We start from the raw sequence: 16,277 nt of genomic DNA, 5'->3' as shown, positions 1-16,277 counted from the left end.
CTCGCGCAGAGCTCAGGGTCGGCGGGAGCCTCGCGAGGCGCGAGTCGTTCGTGACCGTAGGGACGTCGACGATTACTGGCCCGAGTTGTGTCGCGGCGACTACGTACGATCCGGTTCGGCTCCGAATTGGGGTCGGGTGGCGTTGACGATCCAGGTTGTGAAGTGGGCGGCGAGGTCGGTTGGGGTGGTGGGCCTGACGGTGCGATGTCGGTCGTGTAGTTCGGTGTAGCGGCCGTCATCGGTGATGTCGTGCCATTGGACAGTGGCGAGGGGTTTATTCGGTTTGTCGGCGGGGCCGGTGTAGAGCAGGGCGGACCCACCGCCATCGGCGGGGCGATGCAGCAGGTGTTGGTAGCGGTCGGGCGGGGTGTCGCTTTCAGGTCGGTCGCCGAGGTCTTCGGTGACCTGCGGTCGGGTGCCGGGTTTGCAGGGTGGAAGGCAGTCGACGAGTTGTGCGGGGAGATGGTCGGCGGGGAAGAGGCGGCAGCAGATCGGTCCGTTGGCGTCGCCGAAGGTGCTCTGGGCCAACGACATCGCGTGTTCTCCGGCGCTTGCACCGACGACGCGATAGACGTGCACGTCGCCGTTGGGATCGTTGTGTTCGGTCGTCCCGCCGAAGATTTCGATGCGGACCGCGCAGGTGGTCAGAGTGCGCAGGGCAACTCGGATTCCTTCATCGCGGGAATAGCGCTCGCGCACGGTCATTCGGTGGGCATCGAAGTCCTCGCGGTAGGGAAAGCGGCTGGTGAAGCGGAGGGGATTGGGGAATTGGTTGATTCCGGGTGCGAACCAGAGTGCGGCGAAATCGTCAGGTTCCCAGGTCCATTCGGCCATTGAACAAGCTCCAATCGAGGTTGCGGTATGTCTTTGCGCCGCTACGACGTCAACCACACGTCGATCCGGTCGAGGCTGCCGCCGAAGACGCATTCATCGCCCTCGGCGGCCAGCAGCTTCCAGCCGAACGGCGGATGCTCGTTGCGGACCAGTCGGTACCCGGCTCGCTCGGCCCGTGCGCGCAGTGAGCGCACTTGCGCGGCAATCGAATCCGGGTCGGATGGCACCGAGCGTCCGTGCTGGTTCACCAGGGTTTGCCCCAGAGCCGATGTTGCCGTGCCGAATCGCGGTGGATGCGTCCGGCCGCGACCAGCACATCGAACGCCGCGTGCTTGCGTTCGCAGTCGTGCTCGCGGTGCAGTTGCATCGCCACATGGGCGTCGGCGAGGGTGAGCGGCTGCTCGGGTGGGCCGCATGTCCACGCCGTCGGCCATTCGACCGGGCGCAATCGGCAGCGACGCACAGCGCGCCGGTCGCGGCGCGGCTGGTTCATCGGCCACACACACGCCACCCCGACCATCGCGAAAACACAGCCCACGACAACCACGAGGATGCTGTGCACTATCTGCCACGCCCCCATAGCCGTTCACCTCTCGCCGCCGCTGCCGGAGGAGGTCGGCGGTAGTGCCAGCTGGGCGAGCCCGTCGAGCACTTGGTGCAATGTCCGGAGTTCGGGTATGCCCTCGGGCAGCGGGTGGTCGGTGGTGTCGACGGGGAAGTCGATACCGCGCAGTCGGGCGCGTTCGCGCGGACTCGACTTCGGTGGTGCGATCCGGCCGTGCCGCACGAGCGTGTAATACGCGACCCGCTTCCACGCGCACCGCTGGATCCGGCATGCTCGGTGTCGGCGCATCTGCTCATGCGCCAACTCGACCTCGGCTGACCCGCAGATATTCGGCGGATTGAGCAGAGCATCTTCGTACATCACGCCGCCCCTGTCTCGCCGCCGGGCACACGCTGCGCGGAACGCGCCCAAGTGCTCTGCGGGCAAACGGTTTCCAGGTCGAACCCCGCGTCACAGATCAACGCGGGCTGGCAGTCGACGTGACCGAGGTCGAACACCACGATCACTTGAACGTCGAGCCCGGCCGCTATGCCGAGCGCGTACGCGATCGGATCGTCGACATCGGCAGGCGGCCGAACCGTGTAAACGTATTGATAGCCGAGCGTGTTCGCGTGCCGCTGCACGTCGAGCGCATGGCGTGGGGCATGCAGGCCGGATACGTCATTGCGAACGAAGCCAATGGCTTTCGGCTTTTCGCCCGCAGTGATCGTCTGCGGCTCGATGGTTTGCGTGGGTGTCATGGTTCCCCCAGAACCTGGTTGGTGTGGTCGTCAGTGAAGCCTTCGGAGCTTTGCCGCGAGCCTTGGCCGCTGATAGCTAGCCGCTGGACGCGTGTTTCAGCTCACACCTGTGAAAGCGAATTCGCAATCTCTGATCATTAAATTCCTCGCTTCGGAAAAACGAGTACGCTCAACGTCTATCGGCGTTCGCCCTGGTCAAACAAGGAGGTCATCGCATGCCCGCACAGCCTGCCGCCCCATCCGTCCCTCGTCGTCAGGTGGCGCGCGTCCTGTCGAAGCTGCATCGAGAGTCAGGGCTCTATATCAAGGACGTGGCCGAACAGGTCAACCTGCACCACACCACCGTGACGAAGATGCTCAAGGGGCAGCCGTGCAAGCTGAAGCCGATCTACATCGACAAGCTCTGCGACATCTACAGCGCCACACCCAGCGCCAGGATGAACCTGAAAGCTCTTGCCGCGCAAGCTGAATCAGCGCGAGGCTGGTGGTACGACTTTGACGATGTCGTGTCGGCCGACAAGTTGGATGTCTACATCACCCTCGAAGGCATCGCCACCGCTCTTTCGATGTACCAGAGCGCCCGCATCCCCGGTTTGCTGCAAACCGAGGATTACGCCCGCGCCCTGCTTCGTACCAGCCCCGACCTCACGGCCGAGGAAGTTGAGCGACATGTCCAGGTCAGAATGCGGCGACAAGCCGTTCTGACCGAATCGCGGCCGAAGTTGGATGTGGTACTCGACGAGAGCGTGATTCGTCGGGCGCTGGGTGACTCTCAACTCGCAACGGGCCAGTTGCGCCACATCGCCGAGGTCTCAACGATGTCCAATGTCAGTATTCGGCTCGTGCCCTTTGACGTCGGCATCTATCGCGGCACCGAGATCGGCTCTTTCATCATCCTCGAATTCATCGGGACGCCGGACCTCGAACCGGAACCCCCCGTTGTGTACGTCGAAACGGGCGCAGGCAGCGGCAACCTGTACCTCCAGAAACCGGAGCAGGTGGCACGGTATCGTCGGTCCTGGGCCGACATAGAACGGTCCACGTTGAGCGCTGCCAAGACCCGCGCTTACCTGTCTAAGATCGCGAAGGAGTTACCTCGGTGAACATCTCGAACGCCGAGTGGTTCAAGAGTAGCCACAGCCAACAGGGTGGGGAATGCGTCGAAGTCGCCTTTCTCGACCACGGAATGGTCGGAATGCGTGACAGCAAGAACCCGACTGGCGCGGCGTTGATCTTCACTCCCGGCGAGTGGGGCGCATTCACCGTGGGCATCGTGGATGGAGAGTTCGACCGTCGCGCCTGAGCCTGACGTATCTCCGAGCACCATGGCGGCCCCATCACGACGACTTTGATGTCGTGATGGGGCCGTCTTCCGTCTCAGCTCGGTCGAAAACCAATCTCGCACAGAGCTTCTGATTTCAGACCGGCGTGTCATGCGGAGCGTCGATGTGTGCCCTGTGGCGAAGGTGTGCGCGAGCGCGGAATTCTATAGTCCTGGCCAGGAGAAGATCTTGGCTTGCGCGGGTGCTTGCTGCGGCAGATTCGCTACCAGGTCTTGGTATTTCGCCGCCTGCTCGGTGTCGACGCCGGTGATGCGTTCGCGGACGGTGCGGAAGAGGGTCTGGAAGTCTTCGATAACTTTGTAGTGCGACTCCATCACCGCGTAGACGCTGTTCTCCGAGCCTCGGGATTTTTCTCGCCACCGCGTGACCATCGTCTTGGCGGAGATCAGGTCTCGGTCGCCCTGCGTGGGGAAACCCTCACCCAGGCCCCACTTATCCTGCTGTGAGGTCTCGGTCATGGTTCGCTGGATCTTCAGAATCACGTCCTTGAAGTATTCGCAGTCGCGGTCGATATAGACGAACTTCTCGAGATCCATCCGAATCGTCAACCGGCCCTCACGGGCCTCGGTGATCAGATTCGTCAACGGGCTCGCTGAAGTCGTGTCGTCGGCCATGTCGATCCCTCCCAGTTCGGTCCGTGCGGCGGCGGTGGTCAGGCGGAGGCTGGCAGACTCGGAACAACCTTCTCCGCCAAACTACGAGCCAAGTCACACGAGTCGAGGCTTCCCGTGCTGGTCGACTTCGGATTGTTCAGGTTGAATTCGAGACTGCCGCCTTTCATCTCCACGTCCACCGTGCACGCCTCTTTGATGAACGGGCCGTCGAACTGGCGCGTCGAGATCGCCCGCCTGCCGTCGATCGTGTACTCGGTGGTCTCAGGGAAGTTGCGGCTGCGAATGAGATCGATCGTGAGATTCGTGGCGCGAATGCTGACCGAGTAGCTGCTGGATCGAACCCAGGCACAACCGCGCCATTTGACCCCGCCGTCCGCATCGCCATTGGCAGGGTCCTTGCCGTGCAGCTTCTCCGAATCCAGCACGTCTTGCGGAACGTCTTTACAGGGGTCATAGGTGTGTGGAACATCGGCAGCCAGCGACGGCCCGGCGCTCGCGGAAGTCGAGACCGGCTTCGCATCTCCGTCGGTCGATGACCCACACCCTGACAGCAGAACGACGGCACCAACCCCCAACACAGCGCCGAGCAGCGACTTCCCCCTGCTGATCATCCGTTCCTCCAGATCGCCGGTGGTGTCGACGGCATCAGGGCCGGCCCGGCTCCCGCCCCCTGTTCAGTTGGTTCGACCGTACCGGCCGGTTGATCCGCCTACAAGCGGCCCGCCAGCGAGTCCCCGGTCAACCCAGTGGCTCCGGCGCGCAGCCGATTCCGGACTGCGAAGAAGTCGAGCGGGACTGGAACATCCCCCTGGACGGCCGCTGTCTCGCGTTCGATACCAACATCCGAGGTCGGTAGCATTCGTCAGCGTGAGCGACGGGGGACGCCAGCTTCGGCCCAGTGGCTCTCGGTGGTGCACGAGCAGGTTCGTGACGTCGGTGAGTACGTCTACGAACTGGCCGAAACACTGTGCACGGCATTGGATTCCGCGGCCACGGATGTGGATGCGGTGGCCAATGGCAGTTGGACCGGTGGCCTGGCGGCGGAATTCGCTGATGGCTGGTGCGATATCCGCGACGGTGGCGGTCAGATCATCGTCGCGCTCGCCGCCATGGCGGAGAAGACATCGATGACAAGGTCGCCACACTGACCGGTACCGGTTGGGAAAGCGTTGCCGCCCAGGCATATTCCGATGCGCACCAGCAGTGGATGACGGGAGCGCGCGAGTTCGCCGAGGGCGTCCGTGAAATGAGCGCCGCCGCCCGCAAGGCACACACGCGCTACAGCACTGCCGCCGAAGCCGACAAGCAGATGCTTCAGCGCGGGTAAGCCATGGGCGACACCTGGGTCATCGACTCCGGCATGTACTTCGACGCCGCCAAGAAATGCCAGTCGTTGGCCAGCGACATCTCGCTTGCATTGGGGCCGCTGCAGCGTGCTCTGGTACATGACTGCGGCGGTATGGCCGGGGATCACGAGAAGTCCCTGGGGTGGACGACCACATATGACCGGAATGCCTGCGACATCGTCACTCTCGCCGCGACCCTGTGCAATGCACTGCAACGCTTCGAAGATGTGCTGGCCGCCAACGGCTACAACTGGTGGCAGTCCAACCGATCGGCCACCAGCGGCGCTGAGCCGGCACGCCCCACCCAGTCCGAACCGCTGTACGACTCGGGCATGGCACTGCCGACTAGTGCCAAAGGCCCCAACGGTGCCGGAATCGAAACCTCGATCACCGGACTGTTGGACCAAGTCAAGAAAATTCCCAACGGAGATGCCACGAAGCTCGGCATCGCGGCGGATGCCTGGAAGACGTTTGCCGACAACACCAACGTCACCGGAGCCGCGGACCGCATCAAGGGAGGGCGCAACTGTCGACATCGGCGGGCATCGGTGCGTTGTTGATCAATGGCGAGCTGACAGCCGGATTGGTGGATCTACTGCGGCTTGGTCACCTTCCACAACCGCACCGTCTCGTCCCGACTGCCGGTGGCGAGCAGGGTGCCGTCGGGGCTGAACGCCACCGATGACACCGAACCGTCGTGGCCGGTGAGGGGCTGCCAGACCGGTTGATGGGTGCGGGTATTCCACACCCGTACCGTGGGGTCCCCACCGGCGGTGGCCAGCAGGGTGCCGTCGGGACTGAACGCCACCGAACTCACAAACGCGTCGTGGCCGGTGAGGGGCTGCCCGACCGGTTGATGGGTGCCGGTATCCCACATCCGTACCGTGGCGTCCCCACCGCCGCCGGTGGCCAGCAGACTGCCGTCGGGACTGAAGGCCACCGGATTCACCGAACCGTCGTGGCCGGTGAGGGCCTGCCCGACCGGTTGATGAGTGCGGGTACTCCACACCCGAACCGAGGCGTCCCCGCTGGCGGTGGCCAGCAGGGTGCCGTCGGGACTGAACGCCACCGAGTTCACATACGCGGTGTGGCCGGTGAGGGGCTGCCCGACTGGTTGACGCGTGCGGGTATCCCACACCCGAACCGTGGCGTCCCCGCTGGCGGTGGCCAGCAGGGTGCCGTCGGGACTGAACGCCACCGAGTTCACATACGCGGTGTGGCCGGTGAGGGGCTGCCCGACTGGTTGACGCGTGCGGGTATCCCACACCCGCACCGTGGCGTCCCAGCTGCCGGTGGCCAGCAGAGTGCCGTCGAGACTGAACGCCACCGAATTCACCGAACCGTCGTAGCCGGTGAGCCGCCAGACCGATTGATGCGTGCGGGTATCCCACACCCGCACCGTGGCGTCCCCACCGGCGGTGGCCAGCAGGATGCCGTCGGGACTGAACGCCACCGAATTCACAAACGCGGTGTGGCCGGTGAGAACGGTGAGAACGGTGGGGGGCTCGTCGGTCGAGGGGCGACGGGCGATGATGATCCCCGCTGCGGCGGCGGTGACCGGAACGGTGATCGCTGCGCCGATCAACAGTTGGCGCCGACCGATCCGGCGGCCAGGCGAGGCTGCCGGCGGCGGTGTCGGAGCTTCGACCACGGTCTCCGCGAACGTCCGTTCGAGGGAGGCGGCAGTGGGCTGTGGTGGTTCGGGTGTCGGCGCGGAAGGTGGTGCCCCGTGGGTGGTTCGGGCTGCTGTCGAGGTGAGGGCGTGTCGGGTGGCCTTGGCCAGGGCGGTGCAGGTCTGGTAGCGGTCCTCGGGGTTCTTGGCCAGGACGGACGCGATCACGCTGTCGAGTCGTGCGGGTAGATCGGGTCGTATCCGGGTGGGTGCTGGTGGGGGTTCGCTGAGGTGGGCACCGATCACGGCGGCCTGGTCGGCGCGGGGAAACGGCGGCTGGCCGGTGAGCAGGTGATACAGGGTGCAGCCGAGGGAGTAGATGTCGGCGCGCTGGTCGGCGCCCGCGCGGGTGAAGCGCTCGGGGGCGGCGTAGGCGATGCTGGCCGAGATCGAGGAGAGGGTGACGGTGCTGTCGAGGGTTCGGGCGATCCCGAAATCGGTGAGCAGGGCACGCTGCCCGTGCCGGAAGTCGGCCTCGGTCAACAGGTTCGCCGGTTTCACATCCCGGTGCAGCACACCGTGGGTGTGTGCGTAATCCAGGGCGGCCGCGGCATCGGCGATCAACTCCACCACCAATTCCGGCGCCAACCCACCGGGGGACCCGGTGAGCAGCGTGCCCGCGTCTCCGCCTCGGATGTGGCGCATGGCCAGCCACAACACCGGATCACCGGGTGCGCTGCGATCGTGAACGGTGACAATGTTCGGATGATCCAGGCGTGCGGCCAGGGCGGCTTCGCGGTCGAACGCCGCCCGGGCGCGCGGGTCGGCGGCGAGGGCGTCGTTGAGTACCTTCAACGCGACCAGGCGATCCATGCGTGGGTGCCGCGCGGCGTACACCACACCCATCCCACCAGCGCCGAGGACTTGCTCGATCACGAATCCGGCGAAAACATCCCCCGCGGCCAGAACCACCTGACTCCCCGATCCTCTCGATCCACCGCCGGCCGAAACGTTCTGCGGCCGAAAGGAATCTAACGCACACCCGCCGCCCACGCGTACCGAAACGGCCGCGATGAGCAGCAGAAACGATCGAGGCACAAGCGGTGTTGTCGACGCCGCACAAGCAGTCGAACACTTTGCGGCTGACGCGCTTCGGGAGTCGATGCGAGCTGATCAGCTCGCGGCGGCGGTGCCGCAACTTCCGCAGAACTTAGCTGCCGCGGTCAGGTCTGCGCCGCATTCGGTGCAGTGGCGTGGTCGGGCCGCCAATGGGTCACCGCAGTTCATGCAGAATCGCGCATTCGCGGGATTGTCGGTCCCGCAGCCGGCGCACACCGGCGGAACCGGTTGTGCGACAGCCGGAACCGCCTGCCGCTGCCATGGATTGCTCGGTGCCTGCTGCTGGATGGCATTCAAACCCAATGCGGCGCCGAGGAATCCGTCGCCACCGCCATTGCCATGAGCGAAACCCTGGCCCGCTCCGAGCGCCAATTCGCCTGCGGCGTAACGCTGGAAGTCTCCGGCCAGGCGTATGTAGGTGACGTCCTTGGCGAGTCGCTTGATGCGCTCCGCATCTTCCGGTGCCAGGGTGATGTCGAAGTTGCCCAGGCGTGGGATGCGCAGGCCGTATTCGTAGAGCGTCAGATTGGTCTGGCGCACCACGGCGGCCTCGATCGGCTCCAACTGTCCGGACAGGCCGAGCATCGGCCAGTCGCCTCGGGAAATGCCCTGTGTAACAGCAACTTTCATGGACTTCAGCAGCAGGTCCGAGCTCCAGGACTCCACCGTCGCCGGAGTGCTCAGATCGGTGGTGCCCGCCAGTGATGTCACCAGTTCGGCTGGATCCCGCACCGACAGCGCGAATTCCCCGAAGACCCGCAGCGTAACGACCTGTTCGCTGACCGGATCGGCGATATCGGCCAGGCGGCCGCCGAACTTGATGCCGGGGAACTCGCGGGTGGAGACGAAATACAGTTCGGCGCGGTAGAAGTTGTTGCCGGTCAGCGTATCCACGAGCGCGCCGAGGACCGGCAGCTCATCGGCATCGATCCGATGCCGCCCCGGCCCCATCGCGGCCACGACCTGCCCGGACTTGACGAACAGGGCGATCTCGTCGGCGTTGACGATGGCACGGCTGTAGCGGCGGATGTTGACATCCGGCCACTTGTAGACCAGTTGATTCTTGCGGCCCTCGGGGACCGCGATGAACTCCCGTTCGAACCATGCCATGCTCGCGCTCCATCAGCCGTAAACGTAACCAGCGTACCGATGTTCAGCGGCACGATCAACTAACGCCGAGGTCACGGCGGGTGGCGGGGCTGCGCTTCGTTTCCGTGAAGTTACAACTCTTGACTCGCTATTGAACGTGCCGTTGAATAGCGATACATTAAGCAGCGATATGATCGCCGTCACGTGAAAGGCCTCACCATGACAACCGTTCAACACTCCGCGGAAGTGCCGGCGCCCGCGGACGCTCTGCATGCTGAGGATGCGGGCTATCACAAGGCGTTGCGCCCGCGCCAGCTGCAGATGATCGCGATCGGTGGCGCGATCGGGACCGGACTGTTCCTTGGTGCGGGTGGTCGTTTGCACACGGCCGGTCCCGGACTGTTCATCGTGTACGCGGTCTGCGGCATCTTCGTGTTCTTCATCCTGCGGGCGCTGGGCGAGCTGGTGCTGCATCGTCCGTCCTCCGGATCGTTCGTCTCCTACGCGCGTGAGTTCTACGGCGAGAAGCTGGCTTTCGCGGTCGGGTGGATGTACTTCTTCCACTGGTGCATGACCGGCATCGTAGACATCACCGCGATCGCCACCTATGTCCATTTCTGGGGAGCCACCGAGGCGATACCGCAGTGGTTGATCGCGCTGGTGGCGCTGGCCATCGTGGTCAGCATCAACCTGATCTCGGTGAAATGGTTCGGTGAGCTGGAGTTCTGGGCCGCGCTGATCAAGGTCGTCGCGTTGGTCGCCTTCCTGATCATCGGCACCATCTTCCTGGCGGGCCGTTTCAAGGTCGACGGTGAGACCACAGGTTTCAACGTTATCTCCGATAACGGCGGGCTGTTCCCAACCGGGTTGCTGCCGCTGGTCACTGTTACCACGGGTGTCGTATTCGCCTACGCCGCAGTGGAATTGATCGGCACGGCCGCCGGTGAGGCGGAGAATCCGGAAAAGATCATGCCGCGGGCCATCAATTCGGTCATCGCCCGCATCGCGCTGTTCTATGTCGGCTCTCTGGTGCTGCTCGGCCTGCTGCTGCCCTACGTCGTCTTCAAGTCCGGTGAGAGCCCGTTCGTCACCTTCTTCTCCAAGCTCGGTGTCGGCGGTGCCGGCTCGATCATGAATCTGGTGGTGCTGACCGCGGCCTTCTCCAGCCTCAACGCCGGCCTGTACTCGACCGGCCGCATCCTGCGCTCGATGTCGATGAACGGTAGTGCGCCCAAGATCGCCTCGCGGATGTCCAGCGGCGGTGTGCCTTACGTCGGCATCCTCGCCACCGGTGCGATCGCGCTGGTCGGTGTCGGGCTCAACGCGATGGTGCCGGACAAGGCATTCGAGATCGTGCTGAACATGTCCGCACTCGGCACCATCGCGGCCTGGGGCGCGATCGTGATCTGCCAGCTGCAGCTGTTCCGTTGGTCGAAGAAGGGGCTGATCGAACGTCCGTCGTTCCGACTGATCGGCGCGCCCTACACCAGCTACGCCACGCTGGTGTTCCTGGTCGCGGTGATCGTGCTGATGGCATGCAGCCACGAAATCGAGCAGCGCGGTGCTGTTATCGCCATGGCGGTGGTCGTGGTTCCGGCATTCGTCGGCGGCTGGTTCCTGGCCCGCAGGCGGGTGCTGCAGGTGGCGCAGGAACGTGAGGGCATCACCGGTCAGTTCCCGGTGCTGGCCGAGCGGCCGCGCCGCGAGAGTGACACGGTCGTCGTTCTCGACAAGCCTGACGAGGAGTAAATAATCCGATCTCCGCCCCGGACAACATGTCCGGGGCGGAGCTATTCCCATTGCAGGGAATATGGCATGCGCACGGCGGCGGGCGGCGGAAGAGAATAGGTCCCCTATTCACCAGGCTCGAAAGGTTCCCATGCCGGAACATCCCAGCGCCTCCGAGAATCCGCTGCCGCACCCATGGGCGAATCGGCGGATGCGCGGTACCGAGGTTCCGCGACGGACGCCACATCCCTGGGCTACCCGCGGCATGCCGAAATTCGAACCGTCGCAACGCCGCCAACATCCATGGTCCGGGCCGAGCACCGTGGAACGTCCTCCGGCGCAACGGTTCTCCGTGCCCCCGGCACCTGGCGACACCATGCCGGTGAGCGATCCGGTGACGGGCGCCGAGCCGACCCTGGAACTCGACGAGCCGGTCTCCGGACGCAGTGGTCGCTCCCGGCCGAGCGTGCGCCGACTCGGCGCGGGTCTGGTGCCGATGCCGCGGGTGGCGCCGGTCGACCCGCGTGCCGCCATCCTCGACGATCCGGAAGTGCCCGAACTCAAACGGTTCTGTTGGAAATGTCAGGAACCGGTCGGGCGCCGCACCGCCGACGGGCCGGGCGAGGTGGTCGGCGAATGCGGCCGCTGTAGCTCGCCGTTCAACTTCCGTCCAACCCTGCAGCGCGGCGAACTCGTCGCCGATCAATACGAGGTGCAGGGATCGCTGGCACACGGTGGACTCGGTTGGATTTATCTCGCGGTCGACCGTAATGTCAGCGATCGCTGGGTCGTGCTGAAGGGTTTGCAGAACCCGCTGGACTTCGAGGCGCATGTGGTCGCGCTCGCCGAACGGCAATTCCTATCCGAGGTGGCACACCCCGGTGTGGTCAAGATTTACAACTTCGTCAAACATCGGTCTGCCCGCGATATTCCGGACGGCTACATCGTCATGGAATACGTCGGCGGACAATCGCTGAAGAAGATGCTCGATCTGCGCGGCAAGGAGCACATTCCGGTCGTCGAGGCCATCGCCTACATCATGGAAATCCTGCCTGCGCTGGACTATCTGCATTCTTTCGGATTGGCATACAACGACCTGAAACCCGACAACATCATGGTCAGCGAGCACGAGGTCAAACTGATCGATTTGGGTGCGGTCGCCGCCATGGACTCCTACGGCAGCATCTACGGAACTCCCGGCTATCAGGCGCCGGAGATCACCGAGACCGGGCCGACCGTGGTTTCGGATATCTATACCGTCGGCCGGACCCTGGCGGCCCTGGCCCTGGATCTGCCGCGGGACCGCGACGGGCACTTTCTCGGCGGGATACCCGAACCGGATGAGGATCCGCTGCTGGCGCGCTATCCGTGCCTGTACCGCCTGCTGCTGCGCGCCACCGATCCGGAGCCGGAGCGGCGCTTCCCGTCCGCGTACTCGATGTACTGCCAGCTCGCCGGTGCGCTGCGCATGGTGCTCGCGATCGATACCGGCCTGGAGCATCCGCAGCCTTCGGTCGAATTGAGCTCCATGCGAGACGATTTCGGCATCGACACGCTCATCGGCCAGACCGATGGCATCGTCGACGGTATGGACCGGATGCCGGTGCTCGAGGCACGCGATGTCGTCGCGGCCCTACCAACCCCGTTGATCGATAGCGAGGATCCCAGTGCCGAACTGCTGTCCTCGCTACTGCACGGGGAACCGCGGCACGCGCTGGACGCGCTGCGCCGCGCACACGAACGCATCCGTGCCGGCACGATCGTCGCCCCGGAATCCTTCGACCTGGAGGGACCGCTGACCGCGGTCCGCGCCTACCTCGACCTCGGCGAAACCGTTCCGGCCTGCCAGCTGCTGGCCGATCTGCGCCCCGACTACGGCGCGGACTGGCGCATCGAATGGTATGTCGGCGTCGCCGCGCTGCTCGACGGCCATTACGACCGGGCCTGGCAGCATTTCGAGACCGTGCATTCGATGCTGCCCGGCGAGATCGGCCCGGAGCTCGCATTGGCCGCCACCGCGGAACTGGTGCTGCAACATCTGGACGACCCGGCCGAATCGGATCGCTGGCACCGGGCCGCGGCCGAGCACTACCGTGCGGTCTGGCGGACCAACCACGGCGTGGTGAGCGCGGCCTTCGGCCTGGCCCGCCGGCTCGCCGCCGACAGCGAACTGCTCGAGGCTGTCGCGGTGCTCGACCAGGTACCCGCCGCGTCCCGGCATCACAGCGTGGCGCATACGACGGGCTGTCTGCTGCTGGTCTCGCGGCCGATCGCCGATATCACCGAGGAAGATATCTGCACGGCGGCGGGTCGGTTGGAGGCGCTGCCCGACGATGCGCGAACTCTGCAATTGCAGGTCATCGTGGTCGGTGCGGCCTTGGAGTGGCTGCGGGTCGGCGGGCGGCCGCGGAAACCGAGCAGGATGATCCTCGGCTTCCCGGTCACCTCGGCGGGGCTGCGGCAGGGGCTCGAAACCAGCCTGCGCGCCCTGGCCAGGACAGCTCCGGATCGCTGGCACCGCTACCGGCTCGTCGATCTGGCGAATTCCGTTCGGCCGCGCACCCGCTGGTAGGCCTGCGGTTTACAGGGACGGCAGTCGGCGGAGCCGACGGGGTGGGTGAACTCAGCGCAGCTGTTGCACCACGAAGGCGACGATGGTTCCGGTGCCCGCCAGCAGCCACAGCCAGTTGCCGGTGGCGACCGCGAGCACGACCGCGACAATCGAGATCACCGCGGCGATCGTCCGCAGTCGCTGCAGCGCATTACCGCCGGTGGGCGTGGGCGGTGCGGCCGGTGTAGTGCCGGGCAGGTCGGCGAATAATTCCGCCAATTGTCCTTTGGTGGTTGCCGCCGCGGCAACGGCGCTGCGTTCGTCGAACTCGGTGAGGCTCAATCGCCCGGTGCCGAGATGGTGCGACAGTTGTTCCAGCGCCCGTTCCCGTTCCGTCACGGTAATTCGAGAAGCCTGCGCCTCGGTCATATCCGAAGGATAAGCCCCGCCGCATCCGTGTCGATGGAACGAATTGCCAACGGCGGGAATAGTTAGGGGCGTCATTGGGGGTTGACAGCACCTCGCCGACCATAGGTGCCTGACATCACTGACGTATGCTTACCTGTGGGTAATGTTTCTGTGTGGTTTCCTAGACATATGGCAGGGGACGTGGAATACACGATCGATGAGCTGGCGCGCCAGGCTGGTACGACCGTGCGCAGCCTGCGGGTTTACGCCGAGCGCGGCATCCTGCCCCCACCACAGGTGAAGGGCCGCACCGGTTTCTACGGACCGGATCACCTCAATCGGGTACAGACGATCAGCCGTCTGCTGGACCGGGGTATCAAGCTCAACGGGATCAGGGAACTGCTGGAGGCGTGGGATCGCGGCGACGATCTCGGCGACATCCTCGGTGTCGTGGAGCCCGGTGCGACGCAGTCCACCGCGCCGCCAGCCGGCGACACGATCGCGGCGACCGAACTCGAGCAGCGCTATCGCGACGTGCCCCACGGTTTGGCCCGCGTGGTCTCGGCCGGTCTGTACGAACCGGTCGACGCCGCGACCTACCGTATTGCCGATCCGCAGCTGATCCGCATCTTCGATCAGTTGGAGGGCGCGGGCATGCCGGGCGATGCGCTGCTCGGCGAATTGGAGCGGCTGCGCGCGGATTGCGACCGGATCGCCCGCCGCTTCGTCGATCTGTTCCATCGGTCGGCGTGGGAGCCGTATCAGCACTCCGAGCGCACACCTGCGGATACGGCGGTACTCGCCGACCGGGTGGCCGAGACGAGGATCCGCCCGGGGCAGGCGACCGCCGAGCTGGTGAACCGCTTTATCGCAAAGTATCTCGAACAGGACAGCGAACTCACCGAGGCGCTGCCCGACGCCTGACGCGCCAAGGCGCGCATTTTTCTTACCTGGCTTGCGGCCGATCTTCGCCTATGACACGTCCCTGGCCAGGCTTTCCTTCGTCATCGTTCCCACGTGTGGTGATACTTAGCCTAACGTGCCGTTAAATAGCGTTACATTAGACAACGGGAACAGCACCTCCCGTCGGCCCGTATCGACGTCGGCCGGCGGGCGAGACAATGATGAAGGAGACGTCGATGATCAACGTCAGCGAACTGCGCGGCGCACCCAGACCTACGGAATGTCCCGACCAGGCACGTAATGCCAAGGGGCGCAACAAGATCCGAGCACTGTCATTGCTTGCGGCGATCGCGGCGGGAGTCGGCGGATTCGGCATCGGCACCGAGATACCGGCGGCCAACGCCGATATCGGCGTGCGCTGCCTGTGGGCCGGTGAAGCTGTGCCGCAGGGCGTGGCCATCTCCGCGGGCGGCTGGACATACCGGTGCCAGTCCGATTTCTTCGGCTTCGCGCGCTGGTCCCGTGAGGGCTACGCCCGCGGCCGCAGCTCCGTGTACAACCCCGGTACCAACGGCAACCCCGCCGGCAAGTTCAGCCCGGGTGCGCAGCAGCCGGGCACCGACTACATGGACTACTGCGTCGGCAGTCAGCTGATCGAGGGTCGCGAAGACATCTACGAGGCCGTTGCGGACGGCCGCGGCGGGCTGTATTGGCGTGCGGCCGGACCGATTTCGGACTGGACCTTCGATATGGCCGCGAACCGGCCGGGACCCTCGTGGCGCTCGTCGAGCCTGTGCATCGACGGCAACCTGACCTGAGTAACCGCCGAAACTTCTTACCGCTGATGCCCTTTCGGGCGGGTCGTGCAATTCCGCACGCCGCCCGGGAGGGTATCGGTCTGTGTTGACGGTCGATTAGCCCCTGGTGGAGTGCAATTGACTACCCGACGCAAGTCTGTCTTTCGAGGGGTAGGTGGTACGACGCATCGGGTGCGCAAACGAATGCGACCGCCGCTCCTTTCGGAGCGACGGTCGCATTCGTAATATGAAGAGCCGCAATGGGAGCGGGTCAGCGGCTGCCCTCGGAGGGCACCCAGACCCAGCGTCCGCCGTCGCTGCCGCTCTCGTAGGTGCCCCGGCTCGAGTTGTTGCCGGTGGCGGCGTGATCCTGATCGGCGACGCGACGGTTGCCGCCGGAGTTGCTGTTGCTGTACCCGCCGCCTCGTGCGCCGCCACCGTTGCTGTTGCTGTGGTTACCGGGCGCCGCGATGGTCGACTGAATCGCCATGGCGGCCGGTGTGATCACCAGTGCACCGGCGACAGCGCCGGCGATGACGACCTTCTTCGACTTGAGGTTCATGGTTACCGATATCTCCTTCGTCCCGCCGAGCCCGGACTTGGTCGGTAGTGGGTGTGCCGGGGATGC

General features: G+C 64.9%; 20 protein-coding genes. 9 read left to right on the top strand and 11 right to left on the bottom strand.

All coding sequences use genetic code 11. The annotated features are described in order from the left end of the window. Positions 1 to 99: 99 nt before the first annotated feature. The 5 genes from OIE68_RS19705 to OIE68_RS19685 are packed head-to-tail and all read right to left on the bottom strand — an operon-like array spanning position 100 to position 2,139. Positions 100 to 834: an ESX secretion-associated protein EspG gene (locus tag OIE68_RS19705; RefSeq protein WP_327100828.1), complete on the bottom strand. Its 735-nt coding sequence runs from the start codon at positions 832 to 834 to the stop codon at positions 100 to 102. A 41-nt stretch (positions 835 to 875) separates the two neighbouring features. Then, a complete protein-coding gene (locus OIE68_RS19700) occupies positions 876 to 1,061 on the bottom strand; it encodes a hypothetical protein (protein WP_327100827.1) in 186 nt (61 codons plus the stop codon). 17 nt (positions 1,062 to 1,078) lie between these two features. Continuing rightward, on the bottom strand, positions 1,079 to 1,414 hold the full coding sequence (locus OIE68_RS19695; RefSeq protein WP_327100826.1) for a hypothetical protein: 336 nt from the start codon (positions 1,412 to 1,414) through the stop codon (positions 1,079 to 1,081). 6 nt (positions 1,415 to 1,420) lie between these two features. Next, positions 1,421 to 1,759, bottom strand: a complete 339-nt coding sequence (locus OIE68_RS19690) for a hypothetical protein (protein WP_327100825.1) — start codon at positions 1,757 to 1,759, stop codon at positions 1,421 to 1,423. Beyond that, positions 1,759 to 2,139 (bottom strand): hypothetical protein, encoded by a 381-nt coding sequence (locus OIE68_RS19685; RefSeq protein WP_327100824.1) that lies wholly within the window; start codon positions 2,137 to 2,139, stop codon positions 1,759 to 1,761. The genes OIE68_RS19690 and OIE68_RS19685 overlap by 1 nt, the downstream gene beginning before the upstream one ends. 215 nt (positions 2,140 to 2,354) lie before the next feature. On the opposite strand from OIE68_RS19685, the gene OIE68_RS19680 reads away from it, so the two are divergent. Both OIE68_RS19680 and OIE68_RS19675 read left to right on the top strand, forming a co-directional pair. Beyond that, entirely contained in the window at positions 2,355 to 3,242 is an 888-nt protein-coding gene (locus tag OIE68_RS19680; protein WP_327100823.1) for a Scr1 family TA system antitoxin-like transcriptional regulator, read from the top strand. Next, on the top strand, positions 3,239 to 3,442 hold the full coding sequence (locus tag OIE68_RS19675) for a DUF397 domain-containing protein (protein ID WP_327100822.1): 204 nt from the start codon (positions 3,239 to 3,241) through the stop codon (positions 3,440 to 3,442). Before OIE68_RS19680 ends, OIE68_RS19675 begins: the two co-directional genes overlap by 4 nt. A 183-nt stretch (positions 3,443 to 3,625) precedes the next feature. On the opposite strand, the gene OIE68_RS19670 is transcribed toward OIE68_RS19675, so the two are convergent. Together OIE68_RS19670 and OIE68_RS19665 are read right to left on the bottom strand one after the other, a co-directional pair. After that, on the bottom strand, positions 3,626 to 4,096 hold the full coding sequence (locus tag OIE68_RS19670; RefSeq protein ID WP_327100821.1) for a hypothetical protein: 471 nt from the start codon (positions 4,094 to 4,096) through the stop codon (positions 3,626 to 3,628). 38 nt (positions 4,097 to 4,134) lie between these two features. Next, positions 4,135 to 4,707 carry a DUF3558 domain-containing protein gene (locus OIE68_RS19665; protein WP_327100820.1) on the bottom strand — a complete coding sequence of 191 codons (573 nt, stop codon included), beginning with the start codon at positions 4,705 to 4,707 and terminating at the stop codon, positions 4,135 to 4,137. Positions 4,708 to 5,007: 300 nt separating this feature from the next. On the opposite strand from OIE68_RS19665, the gene OIE68_RS19660 reads away from it, so the two are divergent. The 3 genes from OIE68_RS19660 to OIE68_RS19650 are packed head-to-tail and all read left to right on the top strand — an operon-like array spanning position 5,008 to position 6,002. Further along, positions 5,008 to 5,244 (top strand): WXG100 family type VII secretion target, encoded by a 237-nt coding sequence (locus OIE68_RS19660; protein ID WP_327100819.1) that lies wholly within the window; start codon positions 5,008 to 5,010, stop codon positions 5,242 to 5,244. Beyond that, positions 5,157 to 5,423 (top strand): WXG100 family type VII secretion target, encoded by a 267-nt coding sequence (locus tag OIE68_RS19655; protein WP_327100818.1) that lies wholly within the window; start codon positions 5,157 to 5,159, stop codon positions 5,421 to 5,423. Before OIE68_RS19660 ends, OIE68_RS19655 begins: the two co-directional genes overlap by 88 nt. Before the next feature lie 3 nt (positions 5,424 to 5,426). After that, positions 5,427 to 6,002: a hypothetical protein gene (locus OIE68_RS19650; protein WP_327100817.1), complete on the top strand. Its 576-nt coding sequence runs from the start codon at positions 5,427 to 5,429 to the stop codon at positions 6,000 to 6,002. Positions 6,003 to 6,034: 32 nt separating this feature from the next. Here the strand turns inward: OIE68_RS19650 and OIE68_RS19645 are convergent, their stop codons facing one another. Together OIE68_RS19645 and OIE68_RS19640 are read right to left on the bottom strand one after the other, a co-directional pair. Further along, positions 6,035 to 8,026 (bottom strand): serine/threonine-protein kinase, encoded by a 1,992-nt coding sequence (locus tag OIE68_RS19645; RefSeq protein ID WP_327100816.1) that lies wholly within the window; start codon positions 8,024 to 8,026, stop codon positions 6,035 to 6,037. Between the two features lie 201 nt (positions 8,027 to 8,227). After that, on the bottom strand, positions 8,228 to 9,283 hold the full coding sequence (locus OIE68_RS19640; protein ID WP_327100815.1) for an SPFH domain-containing protein: 1,056 nt from the start codon (positions 9,281 to 9,283) through the stop codon (positions 8,228 to 8,230). A gap of 198 nt (positions 9,284 to 9,481) precedes the next feature. Here OIE68_RS19640 and OIE68_RS19635 point away from each other — a divergent pair, with 198 nt between their 5' ends. Both OIE68_RS19635 and OIE68_RS19630 read left to right on the top strand, forming a co-directional pair. Beyond that, entirely contained in the window at positions 9,482 to 11,011 is a 1,530-nt protein-coding gene (locus tag OIE68_RS19635; RefSeq protein ID WP_327100814.1) for an amino acid permease, read from the top strand. 130 nt (positions 11,012 to 11,141) lie between these two features. Then, the gene (locus tag OIE68_RS19630) at positions 11,142 to 13,562 is read left to right on the top strand and encodes a serine/threonine-protein kinase (protein ID WP_327100813.1); all 2,421 of its coding nucleotides are present in this window, start codon (positions 11,142 to 11,144) and stop codon (positions 13,560 to 13,562) included. A gap of 51 nt (positions 13,563 to 13,613) precedes the next feature. Here the strand turns inward: OIE68_RS19630 and OIE68_RS19625 are convergent, their stop codons facing one another. Continuing rightward, entirely contained in the window at positions 13,614 to 13,970 is a 357-nt protein-coding gene (locus OIE68_RS19625; RefSeq protein WP_327100812.1) for a DUF1707 SHOCT-like domain-containing protein, read from the bottom strand. 168 nt (positions 13,971 to 14,138) lie between these two features. Between OIE68_RS19625 and OIE68_RS19620 the strand changes: the two genes are divergently transcribed. Both OIE68_RS19620 and OIE68_RS19615 read left to right on the top strand, forming a co-directional pair. Next, positions 14,139 to 14,873, top strand: a complete 735-nt coding sequence (locus OIE68_RS19620) for a MerR family transcriptional regulator (RefSeq protein ID WP_327100811.1) — start codon at positions 14,139 to 14,141, stop codon at positions 14,871 to 14,873. 215 nt (positions 14,874 to 15,088) lie between these two features. Further along, a complete protein-coding gene (locus OIE68_RS19615) occupies positions 15,089 to 15,670 on the top strand; it encodes a hypothetical protein (RefSeq protein ID WP_327100810.1) in 582 nt (193 codons plus the stop codon). Positions 15,671 to 15,920: 250 nt separating this feature from the next. Here the strand turns inward: OIE68_RS19615 and OIE68_RS19610 are convergent, their stop codons facing one another. Then, on the bottom strand, positions 15,921 to 16,211 hold the full coding sequence (locus tag OIE68_RS19610) for a hypothetical protein (RefSeq protein ID WP_327100809.1): 291 nt from the start codon (positions 16,209 to 16,211) through the stop codon (positions 15,921 to 15,923). Between the last annotated feature and the right edge of the window lie 66 nt (positions 16,212 to 16,277).

It is taken from the genome of Nocardia vinacea (genome assembly GCF_035920345.1).
GTDB lineage: Bacteria > Actinomycetota > Actinomycetes > Mycobacteriales > Mycobacteriaceae > Nocardia > Nocardia vinacea_A.
Note: the sequence above shows the minus strand (reverse complement) of the source record. Positions and strands in the feature narration are given on the sequence as shown.

Coding starts and splice junctions, on each gene's coding strand:
- OIE68_RS19625 (WP_327100812.1), bottom strand. CDS start 13,970: ATGACCGAGGCGCAGGCTTCTCGAATTACCGTGACGGAACGGGAACGG.
- OIE68_RS19630 (WP_327100813.1), top strand. CDS start 11,142: ATGCCGGAACATCCCAGCGCCTCCGAGAATCCGCTGCCGCACCCATGG.
- OIE68_RS19665 (WP_327100820.1), bottom strand. CDS start 4,707: ATGATCAGCAGGGGGAAGTCGCTGCTCGGCGCTGTGTTGGGGGTTGGT.
- OIE68_RS19650 (WP_327100817.1), top strand. CDS start 5,427: ATGGGCGACACCTGGGTCATCGACTCCGGCATGTACTTCGACGCCGCC.
- OIE68_RS19615 (WP_327100810.1), top strand. CDS start 15,089: ATGATCAACGTCAGCGAACTGCGCGGCGCACCCAGACCTACGGAATGT.
- OIE68_RS19705 (WP_327100828.1), bottom strand. CDS start 834: ATGGCCGAATGGACCTGGGAACCTGACGATTTCGCCGCACTCTGGTTC.
- OIE68_RS19690 (WP_327100825.1), bottom strand. CDS start 1,759: ATGTACGAAGATGCTCTGCTCAATCCGCCGAATATCTGCGGGTCAGCC.
- OIE68_RS19640 (WP_327100815.1), bottom strand. CDS start 9,283: ATGGCATGGTTCGAACGGGAGTTCATCGCGGTCCCCGAGGGCCGCAAG.
- OIE68_RS19620 (WP_327100811.1), top strand. CDS start 14,139: ATGGCAGGGGACGTGGAATACACGATCGATGAGCTGGCGCGCCAGGCT.
- OIE68_RS19685 (WP_327100824.1), bottom strand. CDS start 2,139: ATGACACCCACGCAAACCATCGAGCCGCAGACGATCACTGCGGGCGAA.
- OIE68_RS19635 (WP_327100814.1), top strand. CDS start 9,482: ATGACAACCGTTCAACACTCCGCGGAAGTGCCGGCGCCCGCGGACGCT.
- OIE68_RS19610 (WP_327100809.1), bottom strand. CDS start 16,211: ATGAACCTCAAGTCGAAGAAGGTCGTCATCGCCGGCGCTGTCGCCGGT.
- OIE68_RS19695 (WP_327100826.1), bottom strand. CDS start 1,414: ATGGGGGCGTGGCAGATAGTGCACAGCATCCTCGTGGTTGTCGTGGGC.
- OIE68_RS19680 (WP_327100823.1), top strand. CDS start 2,355: ATGCCCGCACAGCCTGCCGCCCCATCCGTCCCTCGTCGTCAGGTGGCG.
- OIE68_RS19670 (WP_327100821.1), bottom strand. CDS start 4,096: ATGGCCGACGACACGACTTCAGCGAGCCCGTTGACGAATCTGATCACC.